The sequence below is a fragment of the Syntrophus aciditrophicus SB genome, from assembly GCF_000013405.1.
In the GTDB taxonomy this organism is placed as follows: Bacteria; Desulfobacterota; Syntrophia; order Syntrophales; family Syntrophaceae; genus Syntrophus; species Syntrophus aciditrophicus.
Genome location: NC_007759.1, coordinates 176,165 through 188,169 on the forward strand (window position 1 = coordinate 176,165; position 12,005 = coordinate 188,169).

Annotated in this window: 9 protein-coding genes; 2 read left to right on the plus strand and 7 right to left on the minus strand. The window is 52.6% G+C overall.

All coding sequences use genetic code 11. The features are described 5' to 3' along the window. The first annotated feature begins 110 nt into the window (after positions 1 to 110). Entirely contained in the window at positions 111 to 2,720 is a 2,610-nt protein-coding gene (locus SYN_RS00810) for a PEP/pyruvate-binding domain-containing protein (protein WP_041585214.1), read from the plus strand. On the opposite strand, the gene SYN_RS00815 is transcribed toward SYN_RS00810, so the two are convergent. The 7 genes from SYN_RS00815 to clpS all read right to left on the minus strand — a co-directional run bounded on the left by SYN_RS00815 (position 2,693) and on the right by clpS (position 11,064). Then, the gene (locus SYN_RS00815; protein ID WP_049749859.1) at positions 2,693 to 3,766 is read right to left on the minus strand and encodes a DUF128 domain-containing protein; all 1,074 of its coding nucleotides are present in this window, start codon (positions 3,764 to 3,766) and stop codon (positions 2,693 to 2,695) included. The genes SYN_RS00810 and SYN_RS00815 overlap by 28 nt on opposite strands. 20 nt (positions 3,767 to 3,786) lie before the next feature. Then, on the minus strand, positions 3,787 to 5,148 hold the full coding sequence (gene gdhA / locus SYN_RS00820) for an NADP-specific glutamate dehydrogenase (RefSeq protein ID WP_011416085.1): 1,362 nt from the start codon (positions 5,146 to 5,148) through the stop codon (positions 3,787 to 3,789). A 115-nt stretch (positions 5,149 to 5,263) separates the two neighbouring features. After that, on the minus strand, positions 5,264 to 5,488 hold the full coding sequence (locus SYN_RS00825) for a hypothetical protein (RefSeq protein WP_011416086.1): 225 nt from the start codon (positions 5,486 to 5,488) through the stop codon (positions 5,264 to 5,266). Positions 5,489 to 5,766: 278 nt separating this feature from the next. After that, positions 5,767 to 7,386, minus strand: a complete 1,620-nt coding sequence (locus tag SYN_RS00830; RefSeq protein ID WP_049749860.1) for a hybrid sensor histidine kinase/response regulator — start codon at positions 7,384 to 7,386, stop codon at positions 5,767 to 5,769. 247 nt (positions 7,387 to 7,633) lie between these two features. Continuing rightward, positions 7,634 to 8,353, minus strand: coding sequence for a leucyl/phenylalanyl-tRNA--protein transferase (gene aat / locus SYN_RS00835; RefSeq protein WP_011416088.1), 720 nt, complete (start codon positions 8,351 to 8,353; stop codon positions 7,634 to 7,636). Further along, positions 8,331 to 10,637, minus strand: a complete 2,307-nt coding sequence (gene clpA / locus SYN_RS00840) for an ATP-dependent Clp protease ATP-binding subunit ClpA (protein ID WP_011416089.1) — start codon at positions 10,635 to 10,637, stop codon at positions 8,331 to 8,333. Before clpA ends, aat begins: the two co-directional genes overlap by 23 nt. A 103-nt stretch (positions 10,638 to 10,740) precedes the next feature. After that, complete coding sequence (gene clpS, locus SYN_RS00845; RefSeq protein WP_011416090.1) at positions 10,741 to 11,064, minus strand: ATP-dependent Clp protease adapter ClpS; 324 nt, start codon at positions 11,062 to 11,064, stop codon at positions 10,741 to 10,743. 656 nt (positions 11,065 to 11,720) lie between these two features. Between clpS and rpsT the strand changes: the two genes are divergently transcribed. Next, on the plus strand, positions 11,721 to 11,990 hold the full coding sequence (rpsT, locus tag SYN_RS00850; RefSeq protein WP_011416091.1) for a 30S ribosomal protein S20: 270 nt from the start codon (positions 11,721 to 11,723) through the stop codon (positions 11,988 to 11,990). Positions 11,991 to 12,005 lie beyond the last annotated feature (15 nt).

Genomic DNA, 12,005 nt, shown 5'->3' on the forward strand with positions numbered 1-12,005 from the left:
ACAGAAGGGATAACGGAGAATATCGGGAGCCGGCAGATCGGTCTTACACAAGGATTGCCTTATCTTGGAGTCGGCGCCGGCTCCCTGAGGTGGACCCCGGAAAGGATATTATGGAAAAAATACCGATACGAGTCAGTACTGGGCTGGAAAGCTTCGATTCGGTCATCGATGGCCTGAGAATAGGCGACAACGTCGTCTGGCAGGTGGATTACATCGCCGATTACCGCTCCTTCGTCACGCCTTTCGTGCAGCGCGCCCTTTCGGAAAACCGAATGGTCGTTTATCTGTGTTTTGCCCAGCATGAGCCGCTCCTGGATGAGGATGAACGGGTTACCGTCTATCACCTCGACGCTTCCAGCGGTTTCGAGTCCTTCTCCTCCGAGGTGTACAGCATTGCGGCCCGTGAAGGGGAAGGGGTTTTTTACGTTTTCGATTCCCTTTCGGACCTGCTTTCCGCCTGGGCCACGGATCTGATGATCGGCAACTTTTTCCGGATCATCTGCCCTTATCTCTATCAGCTCAATACCGTGGCCTATTTTGCCCTGGTGCGCGAGAATCACTCCTTCAGGACCGTCGCCAGAATCCGGGAAACGACCCAGGTGCTCCTGGATGTCTATAATGCGGATAACAAGATTTACGTGCATCCCCTGAAGGTCAAGGGGCGCCATCTGCCCACCATGTTTCTTCCGCATCTGAAGCGTGGAGACAGCTTTTCGCCCGTAACCCGCAGTGTCGATACGGGACGGCTTCTCCACTACTTTTCGGGAAAAGGACTGGACAGCGCGACGAGAAATCTCGATTACTGGGACCGGCTCTTCATCCACGTTGAAGAGCTGCTTCATCGAACGATCCACAGGGAAGAAAAGCGGAATCTCCTCGATCATCTCTGTGAGATCATGATCGGCAGGGAGGAACGGATCCGGTCACTTGCCCGAAAACACCTCACCCTTGAAGATCTTCTCAACATCAAGGCGAGGCTGATCGGTACGGGCTATATCGGCGGAAAGGCCGTGGGCATGATGATCGCGCGCAACATGCTGCTTCAGGACCGTTCCTTTGACTGGCACAACTGTCTGGAGCCTCACGATTCCTTCTTCATCGGATCGGATGTTTTCTACACTTACATCGTGGAAAATGGCTGGTGGAAGCTCCGCATGGATCAGAAGACCAGGGAAGGCTACTTCGAAGTCGCGAAGGTCTTGCGGGAAAAGATGCTGGACGGGAGGTTCCCCGAGGAAATCGAGGAGCAGTTCTGGCGGGTGATTGAATATTTCGGCCAGTCGCCCATCATCGTGCGTTCCAGCAGCCTCCTCGAAGATGCCTTCGGAAATGCCTTTGCCGGAAAATATGAGAGCATTTTCTGCGTGAATCAGGGCACGCCCGAAGAACGCTACCGGCAGTTCCGGGAGGCGATCCGCCGAGTTTATGCCAGCACCCTGAATGAAGATGCCCTGGCTTACCGCCTGCAGCGGGGGCTGGAAAAGCATGACGAGCAGATGGCCCTCCTTGTTCAGCGGGTCTCGGGTTCCTACCGGAAGGACTGCTTCTTCCCCGATCTTGCCGGCGTCGGCCTCTCTTACAACACTTTTGTCTGGAAAAAGGAGATGGACCCCCGGGCCGGCATGCTGAGACTGGTGCTCGGGCTGGGGACGCGGGCCGTCAATCGGGTGGAGAACGATTATCCGCGGATTGTCCCTCTGGATGTTCCCCTCCTGAGGCCGCATTCCGGAGAAAACGACCTGAGGAGATATTCGCAGCATGACGTGGATGTGTTGAATATCAGCAGAAATGAATTCGAAACCATCCCGGCGGCAGACGTATTGTCGGAAGACATGAATATCCGTTCCGAGCTGGTGGGGGTTCGGGATTACGAAAGCGAAGAGCAGTTGAAAGAAAGGGGCCGGGGCGGGCAGAGAAAGTGGATACTCACCTTTGACGGGCTGCTCTCCGAAAACCCCTTTCCGCAGGTCATGCAGAAAATGCTGAAAACGCTTGAACGGAAATACAGTTATCCCGTGGATATCGAGTTTACAGTCAACTTTACCCGGGGTGACTCCTTCCAGATCAATCTCGTGCAGTGCCGGCCGCTGCAGACTCGGGGAGAGGGAAAGGGAATACAGGTCGTTATTCCGTCAGATGTCCCGGAGAGTCAGATTCTCTTTCAGTCGGAGGGCAACTTCATGGGCGGCAGCCTTGTTCAGCCTGTCAAGCGTCTGGTCTATGTCGATTCCGAGGAATACAGCCGGCTTTCTCTTTCGGAAAAATACGACATCGCCCGGCTGATCGGCCGATTGAACCGGATCAGCAGACGGGAGGAATGTCCCGCCATCCTCCTCGGTCCGGGCCGATGGGGAACGACGACGCCCTCGCTGGGGGTCCCGGTGCGGTTTGCCGAGATCAACCAGTTCGTGGCGCTTGTCGAAATCGCTTACATGACCGGGAGCCTGATGCCGGAACTCTCTTTCGGTACGCATTTCTTTCAGGATCTGGTCGAGACGGATATCTTTTATGTGGCGCTGTTCCCGGAACGGGAGGAGTTTCTCTTCAATGTCGGGCTGATCGGGAAAGGGGAAAACAGGCTGCCCCTGCTTCTCCCGGAGTGCGGGCGTTATGAAAAGACGGTTTTTGTCCGGGATGTCGATGCTGAAAATTTCCTGCTGATGGCAGACATCGTTTCCCGGAAGGTTCTCTGCTACACTTTCCCCAAAAGCGGCGGATAGTCGGGATGCCGGAGGGCATCCTTGGATTGCGGATAAGAGGAAGGGGCCGCGTGCATTTCGAACCCGTACAATCCGGACAGGGTTTCCACAGAACTCAAGGCTGGATAGTCATACAGCAGGGCAAGGGCGGAACTGTCTGAGGCCAGACCGGCCTCTTCCAGAGCGGCGCTCGGGTTCAGCCCCCCGAGAACGACCATGCCGGCCTTCCCATCCGTTACAGGCAATCCCAGAAGGGGTTCTCCGGGCTGACCAAAGAAAATGGAACTGCGGCAACCCAGTTTCTTCAGCTTTTCATGGATTTTTCGGGCTTCACAGAGACTGTCCGCAGGGATTTCCCGGAAACTTCCGAGAATTTTTCCGGTTCCCCGGAATATGGCGCCAAGCACGTCCGTCATCCCGCTTTTGATCAGGATTTCCAGAGGCGGAACGGAAGAGCCTTCATAGCTGATCGCCGAGCTGAATCCGACGGGTTCAGAATTCCGGACCTTCACAATGCCGCCGAACTTTGTCGATACGGGAATTCCAGCTTTCAGCAGGATGCTGTTCAGCGTAATGCTGCACAGCGTGCCGATTGCCGACAGGCCGTCGGGAATGAGAAGATCGCCGAGGCACTCGCCCGACCGGGCCAGGACGATCCGGTCGCTCAGGGTATAAGGGGAACGGAGAAGAGAAGGCAGGAGGTTCAGAGCCTCCTGTAATCTCTCCTCCGGAACGTAGGTAACGTTGAGAATGACCTTCCCTCTACCCGTGTCCGGATCGAAGTCGGCCAGAAAAGCAAGATTGTTGATTTTATTGATAATAAACCCGACTCGTTCCGAGACGAATCCCTGAGTCAGCTCCTGCCGGCCTTTCGCTGTAATCCTCCGCCCTTTGCGGGCGCATCCCTCGGTAAAACCGTCCTCATCAAACTTTTTGAGATAATACCGCACGGTTCGCTCCGAAAGAGAAACTCCCTGAGAGGCGAGCCGCGTCGCCAGTTCCCTGGAGCTCAACGGCTTCCCCCCTGAATTCAGGGCTGTAAGGATTAACAGAACCAGCCGATTCATGACATCATCCTCAAGGGGAATTACACGATCCCGAAGGCCAGCATGCTGTTGGCCACCTTCATGAACCCGGCGATATTGGCGCCCAGCACATAGTCTCCCTCTTTCCCGTATTCCGCCGCCGCATCGAGACAGGCTTTATGGATGCTCTTCATGATCTGAAGCAGCCTCGCATCGACCTCTTCCCGAGGCCAGGAAAGCCGCATGCTGTTCTGGCTCATTTCCAGGCCTGAGGTGGCCACGCCGCCGGCATTGGCAGCCTTGCCGGGACCATAGATGATTCCGTTGTCCTGATAGACGCGGATGGCTTCCGGAGTGGAAGGCATGTTGGCGCCTTCGGAAACGCAGATGCAGCCGTTTTTCACCAGGGCTTCCGCGTGGCTCTCGTCAATTTCGTTCTGGGTGGCGCAGGGCAGGGCGATGTCCACTTTGATCCCCTGATTTTTGATCACATCCCAGACGCTTTCGCCGATATAACAGCAGGAGGAGCTTGAGTATTTGTCCGCGTACTCACTGATGCGGCCTCTCCGGACATTCTTCAGTTCCATGACATATTCGCACTTTTCGTAATCAATGCCGGCTTCATCTACAATCGTCGAGCTGGAATCGCACAGGGTGATGACTTTTCCGCCCAGGCGGTTGACTTTTTCAACGGCATACTGGGCGACATTTCCGGAACCGCTGATCGCGACGGTCTTTCCCTTGAAATCAAGGCCGCGCCAGGACAGCATTTCCGCGGCGAAATAGACGCAGCCATAGCCGGTCGCTTCCGGTCGGATGAGGCTTCCCCCGTATTCCAGTCTCTTGCCGGTCAAAACGCCTGTATGCTCATTGATCAACTTTTTGTAATAGCCATACAGATAGCCGATTTCGCGGGCGCCCACGCCGATGTCTCCCGCCGGCACATCCGTGTCGGGTCCGATATGGCGGAAGAGCTCGCGCATGAAGGACTGACAGAAGCGCATGACTTCCGTATCGGATTTTCCCTTGGGGTCGAAATCCGAACCGCCTTTCGCGCCGCCCATGGGAAGCGTTGTAAGCGAATTCTTGAAAATCTGTTCAAAGCCCAGAAATTTCAGGATGCTGAGGTTGACAGAGGGGTGAAAACGCAGCCCTCCTTTATAAGGGCCGATGGCATTATTGAACTGAACACGAAATCCCCGGTTGACCTGTACATCGCCTTTATCATCCATCCAGGGGACACGAAAAGTGATAACCCGATCAGGCTCCACAATGCGTTCATAGATTTTAGCCTTGACGAACTCCGGATGTTTCTGGGTGGTGGGTTCCAATGTGAGAAGCACTTCTTCCGCCGCCTGATGAAATTCAAATTCGTAAGGGTCCTTTTGCTTGATCTTGTCGATTACATCGCCGACTACGGACATCTGTCAAACCTCCATATATAAAATGATTGCTGCTGATCTTCTGTTTAAAGGCTGCATTTCCCCGTTATTCCGGTGTGGTGCGGGACATCGGAACCACGGACGAAGGGAAGAGTTTTTATGAATTCATATAGATGGTCAGGGGAAAGGAACTCTGGTCATAGACATTCATGGAATCGCTCAAAATCAGCAGGCCATCGATGTTTTCAAGATGCCCCGGCAGGGGTTCGCCTTTCGAAAGTTCGATCGTCTCCAGTTTCCAGCTGTCAGTTTTGATCATCTCGCTGAAAGTATCATTGCCTTCCTGTTTGCCATACCTGATGATAACGAGTTTTTTTTCCATAACTGCCTCTCTTTTCGTATGAGTAAAAACGATTGTATCAAACCCGATAAAACTAAGTTTTACAATCAGGTCAAAGACGTTTTTTGTGTAGTGTAATCCACTATATTTATATAAGGTAGATACCTGTTGCTGGATGACCTCCGGACGGAGGCCTTTGAGATGCTTTCCTTACAGAATAAAAACATTCAAGGATTGAGCATGGTGGACAAAAGATAAGTTTTAAAGGAGAGAAAAAATTCCTGCACCGTTTCTGGAAAAGACGGGGGCAGAGTGAAGGATTATTTCAGGGTGCGCTGGAGGGTATCCATCAATTCCTCGATTTTGTAAGGCTTGGTGATCGCCCCTTTGAATCCGTATTCCCGGAAGTCCTGAATCAACGGATCGTTGCCGTAGCCGCTGGAGATAATCACCTTGATCTCAGAATCCAGCTCCAGCAGTTTCTGCATGGTCTTCCTGCCTCCCATGCCGTCGGGGATGGTCAAATCCAGAATGACACAGGAAAACGGTTGATTTTCCTCTTTTGCCTTCTGATAAAGTTCAATGACTTCCACACCATCGCCGACACAGGAAACCTCATAGCCCATGTGGGTCAGGAGCGCGCCGGTGACATCGCGGATCATCTTTTCGTCATCCATGAAGAGAATGCGCCCCTTGCTTTCTGCTTGAACGTTCTCCTGGCGGGGGTCCTCAATCATCGATTCCGCCGCGGCGGGAAGGAAAAGGCTGAAGATTGTGCCCGCTCCTTCCGAGGATTCAACAGTAATGTGTCCTTCATGATTATTGATGATGGAATAGCTCATGGACAACCCCATGCCCATGGCTTGGTCATTTTTCAGCGATTTTGTGGTGAAGTACGGATCGAAGATCCGGCCCAGAACCGGTTCGGGTATCCCCGGTCCCTGGTCCCTGATCGTGATTTTGACATAATCCCCAGCGGCAGGAAGAGATTCCTGGTCGGTGGGATGTGAGACATTTTCCGCCGTGATCCGGATCACCCCTCCATTGGGCATGGCCTCTCTGCCGTTGATGACGATATTGCTGATGGCCTGCATGATTTGACCTTCATCGACCTCCACGGGAAAGAGGCTATCCTCGAAATCATATTCCGAGGATATGGACGAATTGTTCAGGGCAAAGCGAACCGCATTACGGATAAGCGTGGGCAATAATGTCACCTTTTTTTGCAGACTGTCGACGCGGGCAAAACTCAGAAGCTGTTGCGCGAGTTCCTTTGCCCGTCCGCAGGCAATTTCTGCCTCTGTCAGCTTCTGGGCGGCCTGGTCCTCCGCTTTCAGAATCATCCGGGCAAAGTTGATGTTGCCGAGGATGACGGAAAGCATATTGTTGAAGTCATGGGCGATGCCGCTGGCCATGACTTCAAAGGACTTCAGCTTTTCGGTCTTGATCAGCTCTTCCTCTGTTCGTTTGCGGTGGGTGATATCCATAATGACACCCTGATAATGGGTGATTTCACCTTGATCGTTCCACCGTGCCATGCGGTGGTCATCAACCCAGCGGATTTCCCCGGCCGCGGTCACGATCCGGTATTCGAGAATCAACGGATTCGGCGCCCCATCCTCGATGTCGGCAGTCAAGGTCTTGGATAAACGTTCGATATCCTCAGGAAAAATGATGGATTTATAAGGAAGTCGACCTGACATGAATTCCTCGGCGGTATAACCGAAGCGGCTGATATTCGGGGATACAAACTCCACAGGACAGTCCTTTTGTGTGCGCCAGAGGAAAAAAAACGCGGGACTTGTGTTGATCAGGGCGTCCAGTTCCACTGAGGCCGGCAAAGCTCCAGAAACCGCCCCCTCCCGCTTTTCAATTCGATTCCGCAAGTCGATCTGCTCATCAGCCTCTGGGCTTTCTGTACGCGCATCCTTTTCTTTCATTAAATTTTCTCCCGGTATCATCCCTTCTCGCGGCAGTCATCATATTGACATCCTGTACCTATGACAGGGGGGATGCATGCAACTTCATCGTGCGTTTCAATCCACCAACAGCCGGGTGCATTCTCGGGCTGGCCTTGTCGGCTTCGTCGTCTATTCCCCGGAGTACACGAACGATTCAATGCGTCCGTTCTGAGTGAGATCGCTGTCTTTGCCTGCTCATTCCCATAATTTCCTTTCCGTGTCAAAATCAAAATTCATGCCCCGGAAGTTTATCTGCTGTTTCCGGATGAGTGCTCCAGTTTCCCCGCAGAGTCGGTCTTCGAAGGGATTTCCGAATCAAGGCTGTGAAGGTTTCCCGGGGAATGAATCGGGCGCCCAGCAGGGCAAGATGGGAAGTGTAGACCTGACAGTCAATCAGGGTAAATCGGAGAATTTTGAGGAGGGAAGACAGAAAAATCAGAGCGGCTTTGGAGGCATTGCTCTCGCGGGAAAACATGGATTCCCCGAAAAAGCAGCCTCCAAGGGAAACGCCGTAAAGCCCGCCGATCAGACCGCGGTCGCGCCAGACCTCGACGGAATGGGCATATCCCAGCTCATGCAGGATGCTGTAAGCTTCCTGCATCTCTTCTGTAATCCAGGTTCCCTCTTGCGCTGGACGACCGATTGTCGCGCAGGCATGGATCACGGCATCGAAATTTCGGTCAAGGGTTACCTGAAAATGTTTCTTTCGGAGGATCTGCCTCATGCTGCGGGAGAGGAGAATTTCGTCGGGGAAGAGCACAAAGCGGGGCTGGGGAGCCCACCAGAGGATTGGTTCCCCAGGGGAATACCAGGGAAATATTCCCTGCCGATACGCCTCAAGCAGGCGGTAGGGCGACAAGTCGCCGCCCACCGCCAGAAGGCCGTCTTCCATCGCCAGGGAAACAGGGGGGAAAACGATTACCTTACCGAGCGGGCAGATCGGCATGGTCCTTCCGCTCGAGCTGTTCCTGCATCACCTTGATGACCACATCATCATGGTCGATGTCCGCATAGGCCTTGCCGCCGCGCTGCAGACTGCCGAACAGGACCTCATCCACGAAGAACCGCTTGATCTTGTCCTGGATGAGTCGGGCGATTTCCCGGGCGCCGTATTCCGGCGAATACCCGGTTCGGGCCAGCCACTCGAGACAGGCTTCGGACACCTCCAGTTCCACGCCTTTGTCCTGCAGCTGCCGGTTGAAGTCGCGGATCGCCTTCTTCACGATCATCAGCACCACTTCGTTCGTCAGGCCGTTAAAATTAATCACGGCATCCAGACGGTTACGGAACTCCGGAGAGAAGATGCGCTCGACGGCCACAAAGACCGCATCCCGGTTGATTTCCTTGCCGCCGAATCCTATGGCCTGCCTTCCGATTTCCCGCGCCCCGGCATTGGAGGTCATCAGAATGATCACATTGCGGAAGTCGGCTTTTTTGCCCGTATTGTCCGTTAGCGTTGCATAATCCATGATCTGGAGCAGGGTGCTGAAAATGTCCGAATGGGCTTTTTCAATTTCATCAAAGAGCAGGACGGAATAAGGCGACTTCCGGATGTCCTCGGTCAGCAGCCCTCCTTCCTCATAACCCACATAACCTGGAGGGGCGCCGATCAGCTTGGCGACCGTATGCTTCTCCTGATATTCACTCATGTCGTAACGGTGCAGAGGAATGCCGAGAGAAAGTGCCAGCTGGCGGGCCAGTTCCGTTTTACCGACGCCTGTAGGACCCACAAGCAGGAAGGAGCCGATGGGTTTGTCCGGCTCGCGGAAGCCAGCCCGGGACCGTTTGATCGATTCCACCAGTTGTTCGATGGCCTGATCCTGCCCGAAGATGGTGCTTTTCAGTTCGGTCTCCAGATCCCTCAATTTTTCCACTTCTGAAGAGGAGACATTCTTTTCCGGAATTCGGGCGATTCTGGCGACAATCTTTTCCACGTCGTGCTGGTCGATCACATGCCGGATGTGATCGGCTGAAGGTCGCATATTGGCCATGGCGCCCGCTTCGTCAATGACATCGATGGCCTTGTCCGGCAGCCGCCGGTCATTGATAAACTTTCCGGAAAGTTCGGCCGCCGCCCTCAGGGCCGCCTCGGTGTAATAAACGTGATGGTATTCCTCATATTTATCCTTCAGCCCTTTGAGGATCTGGAACGTCTCATCCACCGTAGGCTCCGGAACCTCAATCTTCTGAAACCTTCTGGACAGGGCGCCGTCCTTCTCAAAATATTTCCGATACTCATCGTAAGTCGTGCAGCCGATGCAGCGGAGTTTTCCCGTAACCAGCGCCGGCTTGAGAATGTTGGAAGCGTCCATGGACCCCCCGGAAACCGCCCCCGCTCCCACGATATTGTGGATTTCATCGATAAAGAGAATGACGTTGTCCTGTTTGTTCAGTTCAGCCAGCACCCGCTTCATGCGCTCTTCAAAATCACCGCGAAAGCGCGTTCCTGCCAGCAGAGCACCCATATCCAGGGAATAGATGCGGACGTTTTTCAAGCGTCTCGGCACTTTGCCGTTCACGACAAGCTGAGCCAATCCTTCGGTCAATGCCGTTTTCCCGACGCCGGGTTCTCCGACGTGAACGGGATTATTCTTCAGTCGCCGGCAGAGAACCTGAATGGTCCGATCCAGAATATCCTGCCTGCCGATCAGGGGGTCCAGCTCGCCTGCCAGCGCCTTGGCCGTCAGATCAAGGGTAAAGGCCTTGAGAATTTCGCTTTTCGTATGCTCCTGTTCCGGATGAATCGCTTCGGAATCCATCTTCGGATCTTCCCGGTCCGACTTCTGGCCGGGTTCCTTCTCCGGCATGGCCGGAATGCCGTGGGAGATGTAATTCAACAGAACGATCCGCGTGATCCCTTCCTGAGCGAGGAAGTACGCGGCAAACGACTCCTTTTCCTCAAGAATGGAAACCAGAACGTCTCCCAGGTCCAATACTTCTTTCTGTGAAGACGAATTGTGCCAGACCGCCCGCTCCAGAACACTTTGAAATCCCAGAGACTGAACGGCATCCGAATCATTAAGTCTTGCATGGGAATCATGGAGATGATGTTCAAGTGTTTTCCGCAAACGCTCCAGATTTCCTCCGCACTTGTCTATGATATCGCGTCCTTCATCGAAAAAGAGAGCCGCATAGAGCAGATGCTCCGGAGTAATAAACTCATGGTGCCTTGATTTCGCTTCCGCATAGGCTGCCATTATGATTTGATTCAAATTTTCACTGATCCTCATGATTTTTACCTCGTGGTTTTTAAAAAAACCTTATTTATGGCCAAGTTACCCCGCTTTTCCGATGGGACCGTATCAATTGAACACGCTTCGGGATTTCTCTGTTTCAGACTTCATCCATACTGCATCTTAACGGATACTCGTTCTGTCTGGCCATAAAATGAACCTGTGCAATTTTTGTTGATGCAATATCATAAGTGTAAACGCCGCAAACACCTTGTCCTTTTCTGTGCACATCCAGCATGATCCTGGTTGCCTGCGCGGCGGGTTTATGAAAAATGGTCATCAGAATCTGCACGACGAAATCCATCGTTGTGTAATGGTCATTGTGAAGGATCACTCGATACATCCGAGGTTCCATGACCTTGTCTTCCCACTCAATGTTCAGTTCCTGATCGAAATTCTTGATGACATCCGTTTCGTTCTGCATGTTCGTTTTAACTCTTGCCTGAAATGCCTCTGTTTCAGTCGCGTTTCCACTTCATCACCTGATCTGATTTTTTTCTTTTACCCTCGACATCGCCTCAATTTTCCTGATAATAAAGCCCTTGCTCAGTCTGCTGAAGAAACGAACGTTCAACGGCGCCTGATTTTTTTTCTCATCAATCAGTTAGACATCAGGTAAGGAGAGTTAGGTTGACTGAATACGGACAAAAGCACGCTTTGATGATAGACGGTTTATCACTAGGCCCGGCAACCGATTCTGTTTTTTCCTTTTGCCGGATGGTGACCTGCAATCGCAAGAGCCCTTTCTTATCTGTATTTTCTGGCACTCTATGGTTTTTTTAAGTTCCTCCTGTTTTGTGTGCCGGTCATGCCCGTTTACATTCTTCCTGGGCAATTCCGAGCTTTACTCGGTTGTAATTTTAATACAAACTCAAATTAATCTCAAATCCTTTCCATTTTTTCGCAATCCCTGGCCACGACCTCGAGTCGACCTTAATTTAATCATGTCCCATCAGTCTGGCAATCCTTCAAAGATAGAAAAATCCCCGGTACTTTAATGGCATTTCATCTTGACATCGGAATGGGTTTCATATAGGAGAAAAAGTTCACTTATTTTAACCTTACAAAGGAGGAAAATTCTTGGCTACGCATAAGTCCGCGGAAAAGAGAAGCAGGCAGATTGAAAAACGCCGGATCAGGAATGTCTCAATAAGATCAAAAGTTAAGACATACATTAAATCGGTGCTTACGGCCATTGAGGCAAAAGACAAGGAGGGAGCGCAGAGCGCCCTGCAGCAGGCTATCCCGGTGATCGCCAAGGCTGGAGCCAAAGGGGTGTATCATCAGAAGACCGCTTCCCGACATATTTCAAGGCTGACGCGCAAGGTTAACGCCCAAGTCGCGGAGTAAGTTGAGAGATACTCC

Coding starts and splice junctions, on each gene's coding strand:
- SYN_RS00810 (WP_041585214.1), top strand. CDS start 111: ATGGAAAAAATACCGATACGAGTCAGTACTGGGCTGGAAAGCTTCGAT.
- SYN_RS00815 (WP_049749859.1), bottom strand. CDS start 3,766: ATGAATCGGCTGGTTCTGTTAATCCTTACAGCCCTGAATTCAGGGGGG.
- gdhA (WP_011416085.1), bottom strand. CDS start 5,148: ATGTCCGTAGTCGGCGATGTAATCGACAAGATCAAGCAAAAGGACCCT.
- SYN_RS00825 (WP_011416086.1), bottom strand. CDS start 5,488: ATGGAAAAAAAACTCGTTATCATCAGGTATGGCAAACAGGAAGGCAAT.
- SYN_RS00830 (WP_049749860.1), bottom strand. CDS start 7,386: ATGAAAGAAAAGGATGCGCGTACAGAAAGCCCAGAGGCTGATGAGCAG.
- aat (WP_011416088.1), bottom strand. CDS start 8,353: ATGCCGATCTGCCCGCTCGGTAAGGTAATCGTTTTCCCCCCTGTTTCC.
- clpA (WP_011416089.1), bottom strand. CDS start 10,637: ATGAGGATCAGTGAAAATTTGAATCAAATCATAATGGCAGCCTATGCG.
- clpS (WP_011416090.1), bottom strand. CDS start 11,064: ATGCAGAACGAAACGGATGTCATCAAGAATTTCGATCAGGAACTGAAC.